The organism is Mycobacterium sp. DHQP2018-32-09, from assembly GCF_058148405.1.
On the sequence record NZ_JBYVYK010000023.1, the window covers coordinates 46,105 to 67,530 of the forward strand.

The 21,426-nt window shown below is 69.6% G+C and carries 20 protein-coding genes; 14 read left to right on the forward strand and 6 right to left on the reverse strand.

Annotated features, from left to right (window positions below):
- From AC30CM_RS13200 to AC30CM_RS13215, 4 genes are all read right to left on the reverse strand, one after another.
- Positions 1–542 (reverse strand): class I SAM-dependent methyltransferase (locus tag AC30CM_RS13200; RefSeq protein ID WP_490117330.1); only part of this gene is annotated, 542 nt, incomplete at its 3' end.
- 81 nt (positions 543–623) lie between these two features.
- Positions 624–1,664, reverse strand: coding sequence for an alpha/beta fold hydrolase (locus AC30CM_RS13205; protein ID WP_490117331.1), 1,041 nt, complete (start codon positions 1,662–1,664; stop codon positions 624–626).
- A 101-nt stretch (positions 1,665–1,765) separates the two neighbouring features.
- Positions 1,766–2,188, reverse strand: coding sequence for an NAD(+)--rifampin ADP-ribosyltransferase (gene arr, locus AC30CM_RS13210; protein WP_490117332.1), 423 nt, complete (start codon positions 2,186–2,188; stop codon positions 1,766–1,768).
- A gap of 129 nt (positions 2,189–2,317) precedes the next feature.
- Positions 2,318–3,715 (reverse strand): glycoside hydrolase family 27 protein, encoded by a 1,398-nt coding sequence (locus tag AC30CM_RS13215; protein ID WP_490117333.1) that lies wholly within the window; start codon positions 3,713–3,715, stop codon positions 2,318–2,320.
- 196 nt (positions 3,716–3,911) lie between these two features.
- Between AC30CM_RS13215 and AC30CM_RS13220 the strand changes: the two genes are divergently transcribed.
- The 4 genes from AC30CM_RS13220 to AC30CM_RS13235 all read left to right on the forward strand — a co-directional run bounded on the left by AC30CM_RS13220 (position 3,912) and on the right by AC30CM_RS13235 (position 8,762).
- A complete protein-coding gene (locus AC30CM_RS13220) occupies positions 3,912–5,510 on the forward strand; it encodes an aldehyde dehydrogenase (NADP(+)) (RefSeq protein WP_490117334.1) in 1,599 nt (532 codons plus the stop codon).
- A 30-nt stretch (positions 5,511–5,540) separates the two neighbouring features.
- Positions 5,541–6,482 (forward strand): 5-dehydro-4-deoxyglucarate dehydratase, encoded by a 942-nt coding sequence (locus tag AC30CM_RS13225; protein ID WP_490117335.1) that lies wholly within the window; start codon positions 5,541–5,543, stop codon positions 6,480–6,482.
- On the forward strand, positions 6,482–7,756 hold the full coding sequence (locus tag AC30CM_RS13230) for an enolase C-terminal domain-like protein (protein ID WP_490117336.1): 1,275 nt from the start codon (positions 6,482–6,484) through the stop codon (positions 7,754–7,756). The genes AC30CM_RS13225 and AC30CM_RS13230 overlap by 1 nt, the downstream gene beginning before the upstream one ends.
- A gap of 76 nt (positions 7,757–7,832) precedes the next feature.
- Positions 7,833–8,762, forward strand: a complete 930-nt coding sequence (locus AC30CM_RS13235; RefSeq protein WP_490117337.1) for a LysR family transcriptional regulator — start codon at positions 7,833–7,835, stop codon at positions 8,760–8,762.
- A 5-nt stretch (positions 8,763–8,767) separates the two neighbouring features.
- Here AC30CM_RS13235 and AC30CM_RS13240 read toward each other — a convergent pair whose 3' ends face one another.
- The gene (locus AC30CM_RS13240; protein WP_490117338.1) at positions 8,768–9,742 is read right to left on the reverse strand and encodes a 2-hydroxyacid dehydrogenase; all 975 of its coding nucleotides are present in this window, start codon (positions 9,740–9,742) and stop codon (positions 8,768–8,770) included.
- A 348-nt stretch (positions 9,743–10,090) separates the two neighbouring features.
- On the opposite strand from AC30CM_RS13240, the gene AC30CM_RS13245 reads away from it, so the two are divergent.
- The 9 genes from AC30CM_RS13245 to AC30CM_RS13285 all read left to right on the forward strand — a co-directional run bounded on the left by AC30CM_RS13245 (position 10,091) and on the right by AC30CM_RS13285 (position 19,770).
- On the forward strand, positions 10,091–11,689 hold the full coding sequence (locus AC30CM_RS13245; protein WP_490117339.1) for an ABC transporter substrate-binding protein: 1,599 nt from the start codon (positions 10,091–10,093) through the stop codon (positions 11,687–11,689).
- 21 nt (positions 11,690–11,710) lie between these two features.
- Positions 11,711–12,640, forward strand: coding sequence for an ABC transporter permease (locus tag AC30CM_RS13250; RefSeq protein ID WP_490117340.1), 930 nt, complete (start codon positions 11,711–11,713; stop codon positions 12,638–12,640).
- 19 nt (positions 12,641–12,659) lie between these two features.
- Complete coding sequence (locus AC30CM_RS13255) at positions 12,660–13,658, forward strand: ABC transporter permease (RefSeq protein WP_490117341.1); 999 nt, start codon at positions 12,660–12,662, stop codon at positions 13,656–13,658.
- Positions 13,659–13,696: 38 nt separating this feature from the next.
- Complete coding sequence (locus AC30CM_RS13260) at positions 13,697–14,725, forward strand: ABC transporter ATP-binding protein (protein WP_490117342.1); 1,029 nt, start codon at positions 13,697–13,699, stop codon at positions 14,723–14,725.
- Positions 14,718–15,710 (forward strand): ABC transporter ATP-binding protein, encoded by a 993-nt coding sequence (locus AC30CM_RS13265; protein WP_490117343.1) that lies wholly within the window; start codon positions 14,718–14,720, stop codon positions 15,708–15,710. Before AC30CM_RS13260 ends, AC30CM_RS13265 begins: the two co-directional genes overlap by 8 nt.
- A gap of 27 nt (positions 15,711–15,737) precedes the next feature.
- The gene (locus AC30CM_RS13270; RefSeq protein ID WP_490117344.1) at positions 15,738–16,460 is read left to right on the forward strand and encodes a sulfite exporter TauE/SafE family protein; all 723 of its coding nucleotides are present in this window, start codon (positions 15,738–15,740) and stop codon (positions 16,458–16,460) included.
- A gap of 34 nt (positions 16,461–16,494) precedes the next feature.
- The gene (locus AC30CM_RS13275) at positions 16,495–17,325 is read left to right on the forward strand and encodes an IclR family transcriptional regulator (protein ID WP_490117345.1); all 831 of its coding nucleotides are present in this window, start codon (positions 16,495–16,497) and stop codon (positions 17,323–17,325) included.
- A gap of 100 nt (positions 17,326–17,425) precedes the next feature.
- Entirely contained in the window at positions 17,426–18,778 is a 1,353-nt protein-coding gene (locus AC30CM_RS13280; RefSeq protein ID WP_490117346.1) for an enolase C-terminal domain-like protein, read from the forward strand.
- Positions 18,775–19,770: a 2-hydroxyacid dehydrogenase gene (locus AC30CM_RS13285; RefSeq protein ID WP_490117347.1), complete on the forward strand. Its 996-nt coding sequence runs from the start codon at positions 18,775–18,777 to the stop codon at positions 19,768–19,770. The genes AC30CM_RS13280 and AC30CM_RS13285 overlap by 4 nt, the downstream gene beginning before the upstream one ends.
- A 58-nt stretch (positions 19,771–19,828) precedes the next feature.
- On the opposite strand, the gene AC30CM_RS13290 is transcribed toward AC30CM_RS13285, so the two are convergent.
- On the reverse strand, positions 19,829–20,422 hold the full coding sequence (locus AC30CM_RS13290) for a TetR/AcrR family transcriptional regulator (protein ID WP_490117348.1): 594 nt from the start codon (positions 20,420–20,422) through the stop codon (positions 19,829–19,831).
- Here AC30CM_RS13290 and AC30CM_RS13295 point away from each other — a divergent pair.
- Complete coding sequence (locus AC30CM_RS13295) at positions 20,421–21,404, forward strand: alpha/beta hydrolase (protein WP_490117349.1); 984 nt, start codon at positions 20,421–20,423, stop codon at positions 21,402–21,404. The genes AC30CM_RS13290 and AC30CM_RS13295 overlap by 2 nt on opposite strands.
- Positions 21,405–21,426 lie beyond the last annotated feature (22 nt).

The following is a 21,426-nucleotide window of genomic DNA, read 5'->3' on the forward strand; positions in this document are numbered from 1 at the left end:
CAACCGCCCGCGAACGCCCGCCACGGCCGCACGAGGATGTCCTGGCACGCGGCGAGGAGCTTCGACGAGCCACGGACGTGCTCGATGAACAACACCTGGCCGTCGGGTCGAAGGACCCGCGCGATCTCGCGCAGCGCGCCCTCGGGGTCGGTGACCGTGCAGAGCACCAGAGTCGAGACGACGGTGTCGACCGAGGCGTCGGGCAACGGCAGACGCTCCGCGGGTGCCGCGATCACCCGTGCCGGGAGTGCGTGCCGGGCGAGGCGCCGGGCGAGCCTGCGGCGCATCCCGGGTTCGGGTTCGGTCATCAGGAGGTCGTCCACGGTGTCCGGATAGTGCGCGGCGTTCAATCCGGTGCCTGCCCCGATCTCCAGCACGCGGCCGCGCGCGTCTGCCACCAATGCGCGGCGCCGGCGACGCATTCCGGCGATCTCGCCCAGCCAGAGGAAGGGGTCGTACGCCAGGGCCATGACGCGGAGCCAACGAGGGTTGGGCGCAGCCGCGGGGGCGGCGGGCGGGTGCACGGATGCGGTGTCGGTCATGGATGCACGCTAGGAGGTGGTCGTCGCCGCCCGCATCGCCGAGCACGGCCAGTCATCGCGAGATGGCCGATACGGGCCATCTCACAGCAATCCGAGGCGCACGGCCTCGGCCACCGCTGCCGCCCGCGACGACTGGCCGAGCTTGGTGCGGACGTTGGCGACGTGCCGATGCACGGTGTGCGGACTCAGCGAGAGCTGCTCGGCGATCTCGCGATCGCCCAGTCCGCGGGCCACGCACGCGAGGATCTCGCGTTCGCGACCCGACAGTGTCGTCGACTCGGTGTGCGCCCCGGCCGCGGCCCGTCCGTCGGCTGCCAATGCCCGGCGACAGGCGCGGGCAACGGAATTCACGTCCCCGTACCACGGGAAGTGCGAGCGCCCGGCCAGGGGAACCAGGACCGCGCCGGGTATCCGTGCGGCCACCTCGCGGCCGAGCGCGTACGGCACCGCCCGATCGCCGCGACGATGCAACACGGTCGTCGGCGCGACGACCCGGGTGCACGACTCGCGGACGTCGAGGCCGTAGACCATGCGCAGCACGGCTGCCGCGGTCTGCGCTGTCGCCGCCTCGCGCTGCACCCGGGCGAAGCGTTCGACATCGGCCGCGGCGGCGCCGCTGAGGAAGACGTCACCGAGGAGCCGCGAGCCCAGTCCCCAGTGGGCGTCGACCGCCGACAGCACCGCACGAGCGACACGCGGCGTCGTCAGGTCAGCACCGTTGGCGTACGAGCCGTAGAGCACCAGCCGTTCGACGCGTTCCGGGAAGGCCGCGGCGAACGCCACGGCCGTGCAGCTTCCCGACGAGCCGCCGATCAAGGAGACCCGGTCGACGTCCAGCTCGTCGAGGAGCGCCCGAAGCGTGGCGACCTCGCCGTCGAGTGTCAGGTCGTCGTCGCGGACGGCGCGGTCCGACATGCCCACGCCGAGCCTGTCGTAGCGGACGAGGGTGTGGTCGACCGCGGCACGCTCCCAGAACTGCCGGACGTTCGGCATCTGCCAGTCGAGTTCCAGGTGACTCACCCACCACGCCGGCGCGACGAGCGGGGGACCCCCTCCCCGCAACTCGTAGGCCAGGCGACGGGCGCCCAGCGGCAGGAAGCGGATCTCCGATCGGTCGAGCATCGAATAGAGCGTACGACCGTTCTGGCCCGAATTCTCGACCCTTGCGATCGCGCCGGTGCCGTGGAATCCGATTGCCTCGTGGGCGGTCTCGTCGGTGTACGTCAGTTGACGATCTGACCGCCATCGCTTGCCAGCAGCACCGACAGCCGATCCCGCCAGGTGTGCAGCTCTTCGGGCGTCAGTCGCGTCCATTCGGTGATCTCGGCGACGATCCGCAACGGAGCGGCACTGCGGAAGGATCGCGTGGGGTTTCCCGGGAACTTCTTGTCGGTGACGTTCGGGTCGTCCTCGAACGGACCGGTGGGCTGCACCTGGTAGACCCTCGGAACGCGGTCTCCCCCGGCGAGTTCCACGGCGATCTCCGCCGCGAGACCGGCACCGTCGATGCGGGAGGTGAAGTAGACGTGGTTCATCACGATCTCGGGACGGTAGTTCGACCGACGACCCGCGGTGAGGTACTCGCCTACCCCGAGGTCTGCGATCGTGCCGTGGAAGAACGGGCCGTCGTCGAGCGATCCTGACATCGAGATCCTTCTGCCGTGCTGGTGGGACGGGCCAGTATGCCGCGCCACCGGGGTCTTGCCACAAGCCCTCGACCTCGGGTTATCCTGAAATCGGCAGGTTCGATCCGGTGATCCCGTGCCGACGCTCCGTCAACCGCACCCGGGGGCGACGCGAAAGAGGTTCACCCCGTGCGGCGCCACGGTGCCACCGGAGATCGGCCCCCAGGACGTGGTCTCGGTGTGTGCCCACAGATCTCGCACGGCGTGGCACGACGCCTTCGGCAGGCCCAGCACGTCGGGCATCGCGTCGGCGGTCGTCGGGGTATCGCGGAGGTTGACGAAGGCCACCGCCACCGAGCCATCCGACAACGGTTTGATCAGCACGGAACTGCCTGGCGCCGTGGGTCGTACGGGTTCGGCGGCGGCGTCCTGGTCGACGGCGATGACGTCGCGGTTGAGGAGGATGTCACGCGTGGCGGCGCTCATCGTGCGCACGTCGTTGCCCGCGATCAGGGGCGCCGACAGCATGGCCCAGAGCGAGAAGTGCGCCCGCTGCTCGTCTTCGGTGAGGTTGGGCTGTCGCGTCAGCTCCCGGAAGAGATCGGGGTCGGGTAGCGCGGCGAGCCGCTGCAGGGCCTGCTCGTCGCCCTGCGGCACGGCACCTTCGGTGTAGGTTGCCCGCAGACCCGCGAAGTGCGCGGCGACGAACCGGTCCCAGCCGAGCCCCACCACCAGCATGTCCGGGTCGGACCAGAACCCGGGTCTGCTCGGCTGGACCGCCGTCGTCGCGGTGGCGAAGGCCTCGGGAACACCGAGGTACGAATGCAGCGCCAGCGGGTCGAGCGGACCGACGGGCGGCACCGACTCGCGCCAGACGGGAACCAGGTCCGAACTCGTCCTCGCCATGTCGGCGATGCCCGACCAGTCGTAGCGCACGCCGGCCGTCGGGTCGCCGGAGCTGTTGGGATTGATGGCGTACACGATCGGTCGGCCGGTGGCGTGCAATGCCTGCCCCATCCGGCTGAACACGGTCACGGCCGACGCGTGGTCGAACTCCGATCGGCACCAGTCGTACTTGAGCAGATCGACACCCCAGTCGGCGAAGTCACGCGCATCCTGGTCCTCGTGGCCGACGCTCGCCAAGGCCGGTTCGGCACTGCATCCCTCGTCGTAGGGGCTGGCGTAGATGCCCAGCTTCATCCCGCGCCGATGGGCATAGTCCGCGACGGCGGCGATGCCGTGGGGAAATCGCCCCGGATCGGGCTCCAGGTGGCCCCGGTCGTCGCGCCTGGGCGCTGCCCAGCCGGCGTCGAGATCCACGTACCGGTAGCCGGCATCACGCATGCCTGACGACACCATGGCGTCGATGACCGACTCCACGTTGCCCTCCGTGAGGTCGATGCCGGAGTCCCACGAGTTCCAGCCCATCGGCGGCGCGGCGAGCAATCCCGGGCGATCGGCCTGCGGCGGCGTGGTACTGCTGCAACCGGTGCCACCGGCGATCACCAGGCACGCCACGGCGAGAACGCGGAGCCACGCGCGACGCACCGATCGACCTCCCGTGGCGTTTACCGATGCGTCAGGTTACCGACGAAGGCTGGCATCTCTCTGGGTGCGACCATCCGCGAACTGGCGTTTTTCTGCCGCTCAGCCGAGGAACGCCCGGCCATTGATGCAACCATTGCATCGGTGGTGGCCAAATCGGTCTTGGACACGTATCGGACGGCGCCCTAGCGTTGCGGGTGTGACAGCAACGATGGCCGATACCGCCCACCTGACCGGACAGATGCTCATCGCCGGCGCGCTGGTCACCGGCACCGGGTCCCAGATCCATGGCTACGATCCGACCACCGGCACGACCCTCGATCCTGGTTACCGCCACGGTGACGACACCCACGTGGCGGCCGCCTGCGCCGCCGCCGCCGAGGCATTCGGTCCGTACCGCGCCACCACCGCCGATCGGCGTGCCCGCTTCCTCGAGGCCATCGCCGCCAACCTGGAAGCCATCGCAGAGACCGTCGTCGCCCGCGCCCACGCCGAGACCGGCCTGCCCGAGGCGCGCCTCACCGGCGAGGTCGGCCGCACCACCGGTCAGCTGCGACTGTTCGCCGCCGTGCTGCGCGAAGGTAGCTGGAACGGTGCCCGCGTCGACCCCGCCCGGCCCGAGCGGACCCCCTTGCCGCGCCCCGACATCCGCCAGCGTGCCGTACCACTTGGGCCGGTCGCCGTCTTCGGCGCAAGCAACTTTCCGCTGGCCTTCTCGGTCGCCGGCGGCGATACCGCCTCGGCACTCGCCGCAGGCTGCCCCGTCGTCGTCAAGGCGCACGACGCCCACCCCGGCACCTCAGAGCTGGTCGGCCGTGCCGTCGCGGACGCCGTCGCCGCCGAGGGGCTGCCCGCGGGCACCTTCTCGATGCTGTTCGGTTCCGGGCCCACCCTGGGGACCGCACTGGTCACCGATCCCCGGATCAAGGCGGTGGGCTTCACCGGAAGCCGTTCCGGCGGAATGGCTCTCGTCGCAGCAGCCGCTGGGCGGCGCGAGCCCATCCCGGTGTACGCCGAGATGAGTTCCATCAACCCGGTGTTCCTGCTCGACGGCGCCCTCGCCGCCCGCGGCGCCGACCTCGGACGTGCGTTCGTGGCGTCGCTCACCATGGGTTCCGGGCAGTTCTGCACCAACCCCGGACTCCTCGTCGCCATCGACGGGCCCGGACTCGACGCCTTCCTCGCCGCCGCGCGCGAGGCGCTCGGCGCGGCCGCCGCGACACCGATGCTCACCCCGGCGATCGCACAGAGCTACACCACCGGCGTCGCCGCGCTGTCCGACGAGGCCCAGCTGGTGGCCCGCGGCATCGTCGGCGACAGCCCCACGGCGTGCCAGGCGGCGCTGTTCACCACCGACGCCACGACGTTCGCGGCCTCCGAGGTGCTGCAGGCCGAGGTCTTCGGATCCTCCAGCCTGGTCGTGCGGTGCCTGGACGCCGACGAGATGAACCGCGTCGCCGCCGGATTGGAAGGGCAGCTCACCGCGACCGTGCACGCCGACGAGGCAGACCACGACGCCGCACGCCGCCTCCTTCCCACGTTGGAGACCCGGGTGGGCCGAATCCTGTTCAACGGCTGGCCGACCGGAGTCGAGGTCGGTCACGCGATGGTGCACGGCGGACCACACCCCGCGACGTCGGATTCACGCACCACCTCGGTGGGCGCGCGCGCCATCGAGCGCTTCCTGCGCCCCGTCGCCTATCAGGACGTGCCGAATTCGTTGCTGCCCAGCGCTATCGCCAACGGCAATCCCGACGGCATCTGGCGCCGCATCGACGGCGAACTCACCAGGGACTGAGTCCCCCAAACCCGAAGCGAGGAGATCGCCATGTCCGCTGCATCCTTGGATGGAGTCCTGTTCTTTCCCGTCACCCCGTTCACCGAGCAGGGTGACGTCGACCTGACCGCGCTGGCCGAACACGTGGCCAGGGGTGTCGACGCCGGCCCCGGCGGAGTCTTCATCGCCTGCGGCACCGGCGAATTCCACGCGCTGGAGGTCGGCGAGTTCGCAGGCGTGGTGCGCACCGCCGTGGAGGTCGCCGGCGGCCGCGTGCCCGTGTATGCCGGGACGGGCGGATCCGTGGCGCAGGCCAAGGCCTTCGCCCGCGCCGCCGCCGAGGCCGGCGCCGACGGGTTGCTGCTGCTCCCGCCCTACCTCGTCAGCATGCCCGCCGCCGGGTTGATCGCCTACACGCGCGAGGTCGCGGCGGCCACCGACCTGCCGGTGATCGTCTACAACCGGGCCAACGCCCGCTACACCGAGGCGTCGGCAGTCGAGGTCGCCCACATCCCCAACGTCGTGGGCTTCAAGGACGGCACCGGGGACGTCGATCAGGTGGCCCGCATCGTGCGTGCCGTCACCGACGCCCTGGCGCCGTCGGGCAAGCCGTTCCAGTTCTTCAACGGCCTGCCCACCGCCGAGGTGTCCCAGCAGGCCTACCGCGCGATCGGCGTCACCCTGTACTCGTCGGCATCCTTCGCGTTCGCCCCCGAGCTGGCACTCGCGTTCCACGGGGCGCTCGAACGCGGCGACGAGACGCTGGTGGCGGCACTGCTGCGGGAGTTCTTCCACCCGCTGGTCCGATTGCGCGACACCGTACCGGGATACGCCGTGTCCCTGGTCAAGGCGGGCGTGGCCATGGAGGGCATCGAGGCGGGTCCGGTGCGTGCGCCTCTGGTCATGCCGACGCCGGATGATCGCGCCGCGCTCGGGCGCATCATCGCCGCCGGACGGGCTGTCATCGCCGAGCAGCTGGCGGCCGTGCGCTGATGCCGGAGGCCATCCGCATCACGGGAGCACGCATCACGCCCGTCGCATTCGCCGATCCTCCACTGCTCAACACCGTCGGCGTGCACCAGCCCTACGCCCTGCGCGCGATCGTCCAGCTGGACACCGACGCGGGTCTGGTCGGTCTCGGTGAGACGTACGCCGACACCCGTCATCTCGCGCGGCTGACGGCGGCGGCCGACGCCATCAGGGGCCTGGACGTGTTCGCCCTCAACGCCATTCGCGCCACCATCGCCGCGCGGCTCCGCGGCGACGACGCCGCGGTCGGGACGGCCGGGATGATCACGTCGGCCAGCGCCGTCGATCAGGTGCTGTCCCCATTCGAGGTGGCATGCCTCGACGTGCAGGGCCACGTGCTGGGCCGGCCGGTCTCCGATCTGCTCGGCGGCGCGGTGCGCGACACCGTCCCCTTCAGTGCGTACCTGTTCTACAAGTGGGCCGCACACCCCGGCGCCGAACCCGACGAGTTCGGCGAGGCGCTCGATCCGGACGGCATCGTCGCGCAGGCGCGACGGATCGTCGCCGAGTACGGCTTCGGGGCCATCAAGCTCAAGGGCGGGGTGTTCCCGCCCGACGAGGAGATGGCAGCCATCGAGGCCCTCGCGGCCGCGTTCCCCCGCGTGCCACTGCGGCTGGATCCCAACGCCGCGTGGTCACCGCAGACCGCGATCAAGGTCGCCTCCGGACTGGCAGGCATCCTCGAATACCTCGAGGATCCCACGCCCGGCCTGGACGGCATGGCCGAGGTGGCCGGACAGTCGCCGATGCCGTTGGCGACGAACATGTGCGTGGTCGCCTTCGACCACCTGGAACCCGCGGTTCGGCGCAACGCCGTCCAGGTCGTCCTGTCCGACCACCACTACTGGGGCGGTCTGCAGCGCTCGAAGCTGCTCGGCGGGATCTGCGACACCTTCGGCCTCGGCCTGTCCATGCACTCCAACTCGCACCTCGGCATCAGCCTGGCGGCCATGGTGCACCTGGCCGGCGCGACGCCCAACCTCACCTACGCCTGCGACACGCACTGGCCGTGGAAGGAGGTGGCCGCGGTCAACGACGTCGTCAAGCCCGGCGTGCTCGCCGTGCGCGATGGTGCGGTCGCCGTGCCGACCACCGCGGGGCTGGGCGTCGAGATCGACGAGGAGGCCCTGGCCGTCCTGCACGAGCAGTACGTCCGCTGCGGCATCCGCGACCGTGACGACACCGGATACATGCGCACCGTCGACCCGACCTTCACGGCGAACGGCCCGCGCTGGTGAGGAACGCCGCCCTACACTGATGCCGGGTCGTCGACCTCGACGGCCTCGTTGATACCCGAGCCGCATTGGAGTGGGCGTGTTCTCCTTGGCGCGACTGTCGTGCTTCATCGCCGTGGCCGAGGAACTGCACTTCGGCCGCGCCGCGGAGCGACTGCACATGACACAGCCGCCCCTGAGCAGGCAGATCCAACAACTCGAGGCCGAACTCGGCGTCCAGCTCATCGACCGCACCACCCGGACGGTCACCCTGACGCCGGCCGGCGTGGCGTTCCTGCCCGACGCGCGCCGCATCCTGCAGCTCGCCGAGGGAGCGGCACAGACGGTGCGTCGCGTCCCGGCGGGCGATCTCGGCACCGTCGTCATCGGCTTCACCGCCGCTTCCGCGCACGCCGTGCTCCCCCCACTGCTCGAGGCCACCCGGCAACAGCTTCCCGACGTCAAGCTCGACCTGCGCGAGATGGTGACCGCCGCCCAGATCGAAGGGTTGATGACCGGTGAACTCGATCTGGGCGTGGCCCGCCCCCCGCTCAAGCGGCCCGGGCTGGTGTCCCGGCCGCTGCTGCACGAGCAGCTCATCGCCGCGCTGCCCACCGGGCACCCGCTGACGGCGCTCGAGCGCCAGCTCACGCTCAACGACCTGGACGACCAGGACGTCATCATGTACTCCCCGGTCCAGGCGCGCTACTTCAACGAGCTGCTGATCAGCACGTTCACCATCGCCGGCGCCACGCCGCGCTACGTGCAGACGGTGACTCAGGTGCACACCATGCTGGTCCTGGTGCGCTCCGGAATCGGCATCGCGCTGGTGCCGGCGTCGGCCGCCACACTGCACCCCGAGGGCGTCGAGTTCCGGACCATCGGCGCCTTCCGCGAACGACCCGTCGAACTCGACGCGGTGTGGCGCAGCGACACCACCAACCCGGCACTGCTGCGACTGTTGCGCGACGTGCTGCCGTCCCGCGAGTGGACCACCGACGACCTGGTCGACGGCGTCGTCCCGAGCTGACGCCGCTAGACCCGGGTGGCCGGCTGCAGTACGGGGGTGACGAGCCGCCCGGTGGCGAGGAACTCGTCGAGGTTGCGCAACGTCAACGCTTCCATGGCGGCGCGGGTCTCCACGGTCCCGCTGCCGACGTGAGGTAGCACCACCACGTTGTCCATCTCCAAGAGTTCGGCGGGCACGTTCGGCTCGTCGGCGAACACGTCGAGCCCCGCCCCGGCAAGTCGCCCGTCGACGAGGCGCTCGACGAGTGCGGCTTCATCCACCACGCTGCCCCGCGCGACGTTGACGACATGGCCGTCGGGGCCCAAGGCGTCGAGAACGGCGGCATCGACCAGTTTGCGGGTGCCGCTGCCACCGGCCGCCGCGACCACCAGGACGTCAACACGTCGCGCCAGTTCCACCGCGGAGTCCACGTACTCGTACGGGCACGCGTCGACACGCCGACGGTTGTGATAGCTGATGACGCAACCGAAGGCGTTGAGCCGGTGGGCGATTGCGCTGCCGATGCGTCCGAGTCCGATGATGCCGACGCGACGGCCGGAGACCCGACGGGTCAGGGGGTAGGCGCCCTCCTCCGGCCAACGGCCGGCGCGCACGAAGCGGTCTGCCGCGCTGAATTGCCGCAGTACGTCGATCAGCAACCCGACCGCGGTGTCGGCGACGCAGTCGGTCAGCACGTCTGGGGTGTTGCTGACGCCGATTCCGCGCGCGGCCGCAGCGTCGACGTCGGTGGTGTCGTAACCGACGCCGAAGTTCACCACGGCGCCGAGGTTGGGCAGGGCCGTCATCAACGCGGCGTCCACGCCGGTGCGCCCAGAGGTCACCACGGCGCGAACCGCGCCGGCATGCTCGGCCAGGAAGGTCGCACGGGTGGGCTCGGCGTCGGGGAGTTCGAACGCGTCGTAGTCGGTGCGCAGCGTCGCGGCGAGTGACGGCTTGAGCGGACCGACCTGGAGGACGCGGCCCCCGGAGTGGGATGTCATGGCGTGTGGTGCCTCCTGGTGGCGGGTCGAGGGGGTTCCTCGGGTCGCCACCACGGTATGGGGACCTGCGGATACCCGTCCAACTCGGAAATGGCATCGGTTGATGCCGAAGCTGCATGAACAGCCTCACGACGACCACAACCGGGTATCGGAACACCGCGCCGTTCGGAGTCCTCCCAGTTCAGAAGGCATTTCGATCGGTCGTCGCGACGATCTCGGCGAACGCCGAAGGGTCGTTTCGGCCCACGTGCGGTGGGTTGACGGGTTTTCCAGGCCCCTCCTACGGTGTGTCTACCGTCACAGACGCCATCCACATACGTGGACGTCACTCTTCGACTGGAGGAACCCATGGCCGCAGATGAGCGCTCGGTGGCGCCGCGCCAGCTCCGCCGCGCCACGACCGCCGCGCTGGCGGTCACCGGAGCCTGCCTCATCGCATCCGGCTGCACGGTGGCGAACTCGGGGCATGCGGGTTACGACCCCGACACGTTGCGGATCGTCCTGCAGCAGGAACCGCCGACGCTCGAGCCGTGCGAGAGTTCGTTGACGTCCACCGGCATCGTCGTGCGCTCCAACATCACCGAGCCACTGATCGAACGCGACCCCACGTCCGGAGACCTCCAGCCACTCCTGTCGACCGGGTGGCGGCAGACCTCACCCACCGAGTGGACGTTCGACGTGCGCACCGGCGTCACGTTCTCCAATGGCGCGCCGTTCACCGCCGCCGACGCGGCGTACGCCATCGACCGGGCCGTGAACTCCGACTTGCAGTGCAACGTCGACGGATACGTCTTCGGCGACGAGGAACTGCGTCTCGCCGCGCCCACCGACACCACGCTGACCGTCACCACGACGACGCCGGATCCGATTCTGCCGCTGCGGCTGTCGTTCGTGGAAATGGTGCCGCGCGGTACCAGCATGACCGAGAAGGTCCGCGAACCCATCGGCACCGGCCCGTACGAGGTCGCCCAGTGGGAGTACGGACAGAAGCTCGTCCTGGCTCGCAATCCCACCTACTGGGGCCCCGCGCCCACCTTCGCGCGCGCCGAATACCAGTGGCGCAGTGAGGGCAGCGTGCGCGCGGCGATGATCACCAACGACGAGGCGGACATCGCCACCGGGCTCGGACCCGAGGACGGCGCAGGCGATCTGGGCGTGCCGTTCCAGAACAACGAGACCACCGCCCTGCGCATGCAGGCCACCGAGGCGCCGCTGAACGACATCCGCGTGCGTCAGGCCGTCAACTACGCGGTCAACCGCACCGGCATCGTCAAGGCGCTGTTCCGCGGCCTCGGTGAACCGGCCAGCCAGCTCATCCCGTCCGGTGTCGTCGGCTACAACGAGCAATTGCCGCTGTGGCCGCACGACGTCGACAAGGCCAAACGACTCATCGCCGACGCCAAGGCCGACGGCGTGCCCACCGACCGGCAGATTCGGTTGATCGCGCGCACCGCGCAGTTCCCGAAGATCGCCGAGACCGCCGAGGTGTTGCAGAGTGAGTTCGCCGAGATCGGTCTCAACGTCAAGATCGAGATGATGGACACCGCGGGCCAGCTGCAGTACCAGCTGCGGCCGTTTCCCCCGAACCCCGGCCCCTACCTGCTGATGATCATGCACGGCAATCAGGCCGGCGATGCGGCGTTCACGATGGACCAGTACATGTTGAGCGATGGACCGCAAAGCGCCTATGGCACAGCAGATTTCGATACCAAGATCCGTGCCGCGGAAGCCCTCACCGGCCAGGCCCGCCAGGACGCGTTCGCGCAGCTGTTCGCCGACGAACCGCGCGAGATCATGCAGATGGCCTACATCGCCCACATGAAGGGCATCCTCGGCAAGTCCCAGCGCGTCGACTACACGCCCAACTCGGCCACCGGCGACGAGATGCGGCTCTCCGAGATGACCAAGTCCTCGACCGGCCCGGGCGACCCGGCCGCCGCCTCTTAACCCCCGAGGAGACACCAGCCCATGTTCTCGTTCGTCCGGCGCCGGATGTACACCAGCGCCATCCCCTTGATCATCGTGCTGCTCGGGGTGTTCCTCCTCGCCCGGCTCACCGGCGACCCCACCAGCCTCTACCTCCCGGAATCCGCGACCGAGGCCCAGCGGGAGGCATTCGCCGCGAAGAACGGCTTCGATCAGCCGCTCCTGACGCAGCTGGGTGACTACTTCCGCGGCGTGGTCCATCTCGACTTCGGAACCTCACTGCGCACGGGTCAATCGGCATCGGAGATGGCGTTGCGCGCCTTCCCCGCCACCTTGCAGTTGGCGCTGGCCACCATGCTGCTCGCCATCGTCGGCGCCGTCGTGATCGGCTGCTGGGCCGCCTACCGGCCCAACTCGCTGGCCGACCGGTTCTCCAGCCTGCTGTCGATGACCGCCGCGAGCATCCCGGACTTCTGGTTCGCCATCACCGGTGTCTGGTTGTTCGCGGTTCTCCTTGGCTGGCTGCCGACATCGGGTACCGAGGCCGGCGTGCTGTCCTGGATCCTCCCGATCGCCACGCTGATGATCCGCCCACTGGGCGTGCTCACCCAGGTGGTCCGCGGGGCCATGGTCTCCGCACTGTCGGCGCCGTACGTGCGGTTGGCACGCAGCAAGGGCGCCAGCGACTTCCGCGTCGTCAGCCACCACGCCCTGCGCAATGCCGCGGCTCCGGCGCTGACGGTCGCGGGCGACCTGACGGTGGGACTGATCAACGGAGCCGTCGTCGTGGAGGCCATCTTCGGCTGGCCCGGCATCGGCAAGCTCATGATCGACGCGATCCTGCAGCGCGACTTCGCGGTGCTGCAGGCGGCGGTGCTGCTCACCGCCGTCAGCATCTTCCTACTCAACATCTTCATCGACGCCTGCTACGCGCTGCTGGACGCCCGCGTCCGGGAACCCGCCACGGTCTAGGACGAGAGGACCCTTCGACGTGAGCACACACATCGACCTGGTACCGGTCAAGCCCACCACCGCCATCGTGGGCGACCCGGGCGACACCGCCGAGACCACCCGCACGACGTCGCGCCGCGCCATCTGGTGGCGGCTGCTGGTCAACGACCGGGTGGCAGTCGCCGCCGCGGTGGTGCTCGGCCTGGTGTTCGTGACCGCCCTGCTGGGGCCGTGGCTGATGGGCGACCTCGCCACCCGCATCGACCTGGACAACTCGAATCAGGCGCCGTTCACGTTGACGCACGGATGGGCCAACGTCCTGGGGACCGATCCGTTGGGTCGCAGCATGCTGGCCCGGCTCGTCGTCGCCTGCCAGACGACGCTCTCGGTCGCCATCCCGGCGGTGGTCATCTCCGGTGTCATCGGCTCGCTGATCGGGATGTGGGCCGGCTACCACCGCGGCTGGCGGGAGACGCTGGCGATGCGCGTCGCCGACGTCATCATGAGCTTCCCCTCGCTCCTGCTCGCCGTCGTGGTGCTCTACGTCTTCTCGCCGAGTGCCGCGAACATCGTCGCCGTACTGGCGCTCACGCGCATCCCGGTGTACCTGCGCACCGCGCGCGCCGAATCCGCAGAACTGTCCAGCCGGGTGTTCGTCGACGCCGCACGCACCTTCGGAGCCAGTGGGCGCGCCATCATCGGGCGGCACGTCCTACCGATCGTGCTCCCCACGCTGCTGACCGTGGCGACCCTGGACTTCTGCTACGTGATGCTCGCCGAATCGTCGCTGAGCTTCCTGGGCATCGGCATTCAGCCGCCCGACGTGAGCTGGGGTCTGATGGTGTCCCAAGGTCGCACCTACCTGCACTCCGCCTGGTGGCTGTCCTTCTTCCCGGGCTTGGCGATCGTCGTCACCACGGTGTCGGCCACGATCCTCGCCGCGTGGGCGCGCATCGCCACCGATCCCGCGCAGCGCTGGCGCCTCACCGTCCCGCAGAAGCGACTGACCCGGTTCACCAAGTCGGGCAGGGCCATCTGATGTCCGCCACCGAGTCCGTTGCCGCGAAAGGCCACCCCATGACCGCCGTCGCCGAACGTCCCCGCCCAGACCACGTCGAGCCCCAGCCCGCGCTCCGCGTCGAAGGGCTCACCGTCGACATCCGCACCGTGACCGGCACCGTGCGCGCCGTCGATCACGTGTCCTTCGCGGCGCACCGCGGCGAAACCCTGGCGCTGCTCGGCGAATCGGGATGCGGCAAGTCGATGACCGCCACCGCCCTCGTCGGCCTCCTGGAGCCGGTCGCCGAGATCACCGATGGACGGGCCGATCTCGCCGGCCGGGACGAGACGCTCGATCTGCTGTCGGCCGACCGCAAGAAGCGTAGGCAGGTCGCCGGTACCGAACTGGCCATCGTGTTCCAAGACGCGCTCACCGCGCTGAACCCGCTCTACACCGTCGGCACCCAACTGGCCGAGCCGTTCCGCATCCATCACGGCATGAAGGCCAAGGAGGCCAAGCGCAAGGCGGTGGAATTGATGGCGCGAGTGGGCATCCCACGACCCGAGGAGCGCCTCGACAGTTACCCGCACCAATTCTCCGGCGGCATGCGGCAGCGTCTGCTGATCGCGATGGCCGTGGCGCTGAACCCGCGCGTACTGATCGCGGACGAACCGACCACCGCTCTGGACGTCACCGTGCAGGCGCAGATCATGGCTCTACTGAAGAGCCTGCGAACCGAATACGACATGGCCGTCGTACTGATCACCCACGACCTGGCCCTCGTCGCCGAGGAGGCCGACCGGGTGGCGGTGATGTATGCCGGCACCGTCGTCGAGACCGGCGCCGTGGCCGACGTGTTCGCCGACCCGAAACACCCGTACACCCGTGGCCTGCTGGACTCGGTGCCGGTGCACGCCGAGCGCGGCGCCCACCTCAAGTCGATCGGCGGCGCGCCGCCGGACCTCCGATCCATCCCCAGGGGCTGCGTCTACCAGGCCCGCTGCGCGCTGGCCGCCGACGTGTGCCGTACCGCACGCCCCGCCCTGGAACCCGTCGGCAATCGCCATGTGGCATGCCACTTTCCCGAGGAGGTCACCCATGACTGAGTCCCTGCTGACCGTGCGCGGACTGTCGAAGTCCTTCCGGGTTCCCGGCGGGCGGCTGGGGGCTCTCGACGGTATCGACCTCGACCTGCGCCGAGGTGAGACGCTAGGGCTGGTGGGCGAATCCGGCTGCGGCAAGTCCACCTTGGCCCGCACCCTGATGATGCTCGAACGCCCCGACGCAGGCACGGTCGACTTCGACGGCATCGACCCGTTCGCGCTGCGAGGCAAGGACCTGCTGACGTTCCGGCGCCGCGTCCAGATGGTCTTCCAAGACCCCTATGCCTCGCTCAACTCCCGGATGACCGCCGGTGAGATCATCGCCGAACCGTGGCGCACGCACCGCACGCTGTTCCGCTCGAAGAGCGACCGCGAACTGCGCGTCCGCGGGCTGCTCGACATGGTGGGATTGGGTGCGACGGCCGCCGGCAAGTACCCGCAGGAATTCTCCGGCGGTCAGCGGCAGCGCATCGGCATCGCCCGTGCGCTCGCGCTCAATCCCGACGTCATCATCTGCGACGAGCCGGTGTCGGCCCTCGACCTTTCGGTGCAGGCACAGGTCCTCAACCTGCTGAACGACCTTCAGACCGAGCTGGGGATCTCCTACGTCTTCATCAGCCACGACCTGTCCGTGGTGCGCCACGTCGCCGACCGTGTCGCCGTCATGTACCTCGGCCGCATCGTCGAGTCCGGACCCACCGATGCGGTGTTCGACCGACCGAGCCATCCCTACACGGCCGCCCTGATGGCGGCCGCGCCGAAACTCGATGCGGCGCAGCGCGGTGAGCGGATCCTGCTGTCGGGCGAGGTGCCGTCGCCCCTCCATCCGCCGTCGGGCTGCCGCTTCCGCACCCGCTGCTGGCGTGCCACCGACGTGTGCGCCGACCAGCGACCGCCGACGACCCTCGACGTCGAGGTCGAGGGCCACGCCGCGGAATGCCACCACCCCCTGACCGGTGACCAGGCGACGTTCTCGCGCAGTGCATGACGGGTTCGAGGGGAATGTGCGACGTCGATGAGTGTCGGTGCGTACGCCGTCGTCGCGGCGGCCATCCTGATGGCGTCCTGCCTACAGGCGTCGATCGGCTTCGGGATGGGCATGCTGGCCGCACCGGTGGTGGCGCTCGTCGACCCGGGATTGATTCCCGGCACCCTCATCATGCTCGCCACGATGGTGACATTGCTGGTGGTGATTCGCGAGCGCACGGCGATCGACCTGTCCGGCGCGGGGTGGGCACTGCTCGGCCGCGTTCCTGGCACCGTCGCCGGGGCCCTGCTCCTGACCGCTCTGCCGGAGCGGGCCCTCGCGCTGACGATCGCCGCGGTGGTGCTGGGCGGCACGGTCCTGACCGGGAGCGGCTGGGTACCGCTGCCCCGTCGCCGCACGCTGGTGCTCGCCGGAGCGACCTCGGGACTTCTCGGCACCGCCACCTCGATCGGTGGACCGCCGATGGCACTGGTGTGGCAGCGCCACTCGGGCCCGGAACTGCGCGGCACGATGGCCGGCTTCTTCCTGGTCGGCTCGCTGATGTCGATGGCCGTGCTGACGATCACGGGCTCGATCGGTGCGGACACGGTGCGCTGGTTCGCCCTGCTGGCGCCGGCCTCCCTTGCCGGGTATGTCGTGTCTCGTTGGGCGAACCGACTTCTCACGCCACGGCGGCAGCGATGGACCGCAATCGCGATCTCGGGCCTTGGGGCCGCGCTGCTGATCGTCCAACACGTCGGTACGCCATGACCACCCACCACGTCGACGACCCCGAGGAGCCGAGATGACCTCGACACCGGACGCCGCGGTGCACGGCATCCACGACCCGTCCTCCCGGGCGGGAGTGAAGTCGGCGATCCGCACCGTGGCGCTGCTCGAATACCTCGCGAGCCGACAGCGGGATCCCGCCAGCATCCGCGAGATCAGCGAAGCGCTCGACGTTCCCCGAAGCAGCGCCCACGCCCTCCTCCGCACCTTGATGGGAGAGGGCTGGGTGCGCACCGACGACGCGGGCACCCGGTACGGCATCGGCATCCGGGCGCTGCTGGTCGGCACGAGCTATCTGGACAGCGACCCGTACCTGCCGATCATCACACCGTTTCTCGACGAACTGCGGCGCGACTTCGACGAGACCTTCCACCTCGGTCGACTCGACGGCACCGATGTCGTGTACCTGGCGACCCGCGAGTCGCGGCAGTACCAGCGCACGGCCAACCGCGTCGGACGCCGACTGCCGGCATACGGCACCGCGCTGGGCAAGGCGCTGCTCGCCGATCGGTTCGGTGCCGAACGCGATCGGCACGTACCGCACGACTTCGTGGCCCTCACCCCGAGCACCGTCGCAGACCGCGCCGCGCTGGACGCATCGCTGGAGACCGCCCTGGTGCGCGGCTACGCCACCGATGACGAGGAGAACACCGTTGGCGTGCGGTGTTTCGCGGTCACCCTGCGCTACGCCCAGCCCGCGCAGGACGCCATCAGCGCCTCCGTGCCGATTGCCCGGTTGACGCCCAGCCGGCAGGCCGACATCGTCGAGGCACTGTGCGCCGCCGGCGACAAGATCACCCGCGTTCTTCGTCCGATCGCCAACGGCGACAGATGGTTTGGCCGATGACGCGCCGTATTCCACCGTGTCCCAGACCATGCACATGCGGTATCGAACCATGCCTTTTGGGTGTTGGACGCGCATCGTCGCCCGCTCGTAGGGTGAACCCATGAGCACCGCGAACCGCACCCCGAGAGTCACCGAGATGCACGTGGTCCCCATCGCCGGGCACGACGACATGTTGCTCAACCTCAGCGGTGCGCACGGTCCCTTCTTCACCCGCAACCTGGTGATCCTGCGGGACTCCGAGGGCCGCACCGGCGTTGGCGAGGTGCCCGGCGGCGCGTCCATCACGCGCACACTCGAGGATGCCCGCGCCATCGTCGAGCGTCGCAGCATCGGTGACCACCATGCCGTCCTCGGCGACGTGCGGCGCGCGTTCGGCGATCGGGACGCCGGCGGCCGCGGCGCACAAACCTTCGACCTGCGGGTGGCGGTGCACGCCGTCACCGCCATCGAATCGGCGCTACTGGACCTGCTCGGACAGCACCTCGAGGTGCCGGTCGCCGCCCTGCTCGGCGACGGCCAGCAGCGCAGCCGGGTGCAGGCGCTCGGTTATCTGTTCTTCGTCGGCGACAGCAGCCGGACCGATCTCGCGTACCGTTCCGCGGCCGACGAGGCCCCGGACGCCGACGACTGGTTCCGGGTGCGCCACGACGAAGCGCTGAGCCCCGAAGCGGTGGTTCGGCTCGCCGAGGCGGCACGTGACCGTTACGGGTTCCGCGACTTCAAGCTCAAGGGCGGCGTCCTGCCCGCCGCCGACGAGGCCAAGGCCGTGATCGCCCTCGCGGACCGATTCCCCGACGCCCGCATCACGCTCGATCCGAACGGCGGTTGGCTGCTCGCCGACGCCGTCACGACGTGCCGCGAACTGCGCGACGTCCTGGCCTACGCCGAGGACCCCGTCGGCCCGGAGGGTGGCTTCTCCGGTCGCGAGGTCATGGCCGAGTTCAAGCGGGCCACCGGACTGCTCACCGCGACCAACATGATCGCCACGGACTGGCGGGAGATGGGCCATGCCATTCGCTCCGGGGCCGTCGACATCCCACTCGCCGACCCGCACTTCTGGACCATGAGCGGGTCGGTACGCGTCGCGCAGCTCTGCGACGCCTGGGGCCTGACGTGGGGTTCACACTCCAACAACCACTTCGACGTGTCACTGGCCATGTTCACCCACGTCGCCGCCGCAGCACCCGGAGACATCACCGCCATCGACACGCACTGGATCTGGCAGGACGGTCAACGCATCACCCATCGGCCGTACCCGATCGTCGACGGCTACCTGGAGGTGCCGGACGCCCCGGGCCTGGGCATCGAACTGGACGAGGACGCCGTGGCCGCGGCGCACCAGCTGTATCGATCCGAGGGACTCGGCGCGCGGGACGACGCGGCCGCCATGCAATACCTGATCCCCGGTTGGACCTTCGATCCCAAGCGGCCTGCGCTGCAACGCACGTCGTGAAGATCGTCGTCGCCGACGCCAACCTCGAGCCGCATCGCGACCGTTTCCTCGCGGGTCTGCCTGCCGGCGCACGGGTCACCTGGTGCGCGGGAGCCACCGACACCCTGGCCGATGCGCTGCCCACCGCGGACGTCTTCGTCGGCGGCCGGTTCACCGCGGAGATGGCCGCGGCCGCCGCCCAACTCCGCCTGGTGCACGTCTTCGGCGCAGGCACCGACCGCATCGACTTCACCGCACTGCCCGAAGGGGTGCTCGTCGCCAACACCTTCGGCCACGAGCGATCGATCGCCGAATACGTCCTGGCGACGGCGATCCTGCTGCGCCGGGACTTCCTGGCACAGGACCGGGCGCTGCGGCGGGGTATCTGGGCCACGTCGGTCTACGACGGTGCCCTCGCGCAACTGCCCGCGTTGAGCGACTGCCGAGTGGGCCTCGTCGGATTCGGACACATCGGCACCCGCGTCTGGGAGGCGTTCCGTACGTTCGGGTCGTCCGGTGCGGCGATCACCGGATCGGGGCGGCTCGACGCTGCCCGGCACGGATTGGCCTGGGCCGCCGACGTATCGCGCCTCGACGACCTCGCGGCCGAGAGCGACGTCGTCGTGGTCTCGGCGCCGTTGACGCCCGCCACGACGGGACTCATCGGCGCCTCGCAGCTCGAAGCGCTCGGCCCGGACGGCGTGCTGATCAACGTAGGCCGGGGACCGCTGGTCGACGAGCGGGCGCTCCATCACGCGCTCCGCGAACGCGTGATCAAGGCCGCCGCGATCGACGTCTGGTACCGCTACCCGTCTGGTCGGTCGGCGCCGACGGCCCCGAGCGACCTACCCTTCGCCGAACTCGACAACGTCGTGATGACACCGCACTCGTCGGGCATCACCACCGACACGTTCCGTCGCCGTGCCGACGACGTGGCGGCCAACATCCGGCGCCTGGCCGATGGTGAGCAACTGCGCGACGTCGTCGCGGGACGAGCCACGCCACCGACGTGATGTCGCCGGGGGACGCTCCCCCGACGCCTCGTGCACTTCGTCCGGGAGGCCGACGCGCTCAACCCGCGGTGACCCCTGGACTGCGGGATTCGTCGCTCAGTCGCCGGATCAGCGCCACCGCGCCCTCGAGATCGGCTGTCGGATCGAGGATCTCCTGCAGGAGCAACCCGCGTAGGGCGGCGATGGCGACGGTGGCCAGGTCCCGGGCCGTCTTGCCGTCGTGCCCCTCGCGTTCGGCAAGGGACGCCAGCACCGCGGTCAGATCCCCGAGGGAGTCGACGAACTCCCGGAAGCCGTCCGGAGCATACGCGGCGAGCCCGACGACGTGAAAGAAGCCGCGGGTGCGAGCCAGCTGAGCGGGGCGGGTGTACCGGCGCCAGATCGCCAGGACGAAGTCGTCGAAGGTGCCCTGCTCGGCGCTCTTCGCGAGCGCTTGGTTGTCGCGGGATCGCCGCACCGAGAGCATGGCCGCCAAGACACCGGGCAGCGACCCGAAGTGGTACCGCAGCAGAGCGTGACTGGTTCCGGCCCGGCCGGCGATTTCCCGAAGCGACGTGTCCGGTGAGGGTAGGTCGTTTCCGAAGGCATCCAGCAGCCGAGCCAGTAGTCGCTCTCGCGCGTCCCCCTGGCGTTCCGAGCTTGACAGCACCATGGGCGTATTTTATCCATTGGAAAGTAATTGTCCAATGGATAAACAGCGCCCACTCGCCGAATGGCGCCCGACGGACACCACGAGCCGAGCGCGCCACGTCGCGTCATCGGCCGAGCCGAAAGGATCTTCGATGGCCTCGATGTGGCAAGGCTGCCTCCCCGACACCGAGTATTTCGAGATGCGCTCCAGCGGCGGACGTGACTACGGGCTGTGGGTGACCACACCGCCAGGTTTCGGCCGCGCCCCCGCGCCGCTACCGGTCGTCTACGTGCTCGACGGCAATTGGGCCGTGGGCTTGACGGCGCCGCTGATCGTCACCCAGCTCGATCCCCTGCAGAAGATCCAGCCCTACGTCCAGGTCAGCATCGGTTATGCGGGCGACGCTGCCGAGGACTGGGATCGGCTACGCAACCGCGACTTCGTCCCTCCGGGCGAGCCGGTCTCTCGGGAACTGATCGACGCCGTCGAGATGAGCCTCGAGGCGGGCACCAGGACACGCGACGAAGCCGACGCCTACCTCGCCGAACTGCGCGACACCCACGCCGACGAATTCCTGCGCTTCGTCACCGCGGAACTGCACCCGCGAATAGAACGCGACGTCGGCACGGCCAGCTCCGGTCACGGGCTCTTCGGCTACTCCTACGGCGGACTCTTCGCGCTGTACGCCTGGCTCAGCGGAACCCGCCTGTTCGACAGCATCGGCGCGGGCAGCCCCGGAGTCGTCGCCGATGACAGCCGAATCTTCGCTCTCCTGAACGAAATCGACGACATCGAGCCAGCGGGCAAACTGCACGTGACGATGAACAGCCGAGAACTGCTGGGAAACCTGGCCGTCTATCGGTCCCTCGGGAAGAACACGGCCGCCATCGTGCACCGACTGTCCGATCGCGAGCAGGTCACCAGCGAGATTCTGCGCGAGACCCACGTCACCGGCCTGCAGGCGTCGTTCCTCGATTACCTGAGGATTTGCCGCCCGGCGTGATGGGAGCGCGCGTCGCCCGGCC

Excerpts from the sequence above, each read along its gene's own strand:
- AC30CM_RS13250 (WP_490117340.1), top strand. The coding sequence starts at position 11,711 with ATGTTCTCGTTCGTCCGGCGCCGGATGTACACCAGCGCCATCCCCTTG.
- arr (WP_490117332.1), bottom strand. The coding sequence starts at position 2,188 with ATGTCAGGATCGCTCGACGACGGCCCGTTCTTCCACGGCACGATCGCA.
- AC30CM_RS13265 (WP_490117343.1), top strand. The coding sequence starts at position 14,718 with ATGACTGAGTCCCTGCTGACCGTGCGCGGACTGTCGAAGTCCTTCCGG.
- AC30CM_RS13205 (WP_490117331.1), bottom strand. The coding sequence starts at position 1,664 with ATGCTCGACCGATCGGAGATCCGCTTCCTGCCGCTGGGCGCCCGTCGC.
- AC30CM_RS13270 (WP_490117344.1), top strand. The coding sequence starts at position 15,738 with ATGAGTGTCGGTGCGTACGCCGTCGTCGCGGCGGCCATCCTGATGGCG.
- AC30CM_RS13295 (WP_490117349.1), top strand. The coding sequence starts at position 20,421 with ATGGGCGTATTTTATCCATTGGAAAGTAATTGTCCAATGGATAAACAG.
- AC30CM_RS13245 (WP_490117339.1), top strand. The coding sequence starts at position 10,091 with ATGGCCGCAGATGAGCGCTCGGTGGCGCCGCGCCAGCTCCGCCGCGCC.
- AC30CM_RS13290 (WP_490117348.1), bottom strand. The coding sequence starts at position 20,422 with ATGGTGCTGTCAAGCTCGGAACGCCAGGGGGACGCGCGAGAGCGACTA.
- AC30CM_RS13240 (WP_490117338.1), bottom strand. The coding sequence starts at position 9,742 with ATGACATCCCACTCCGGGGGCCGCGTCCTCCAGGTCGGTCCGCTCAAG.
- AC30CM_RS13225 (WP_490117335.1), top strand. The coding sequence starts at position 5,541 with ATGTCCGCTGCATCCTTGGATGGAGTCCTGTTCTTTCCCGTCACCCCG.
- AC30CM_RS13275 (WP_490117345.1), top strand. The coding sequence starts at position 16,495 with ATGACCTCGACACCGGACGCCGCGGTGCACGGCATCCACGACCCGTCC.
- AC30CM_RS13230 (WP_490117336.1), top strand. The coding sequence starts at position 6,482 with ATGCCGGAGGCCATCCGCATCACGGGAGCACGCATCACGCCCGTCGCA.
- AC30CM_RS13280 (WP_490117346.1), top strand. The coding sequence starts at position 17,426 with ATGAGCACCGCGAACCGCACCCCGAGAGTCACCGAGATGCACGTGGTC.
- AC30CM_RS13260 (WP_490117342.1), top strand. The coding sequence starts at position 13,697 with ATGACCGCCGTCGCCGAACGTCCCCGCCCAGACCACGTCGAGCCCCAG.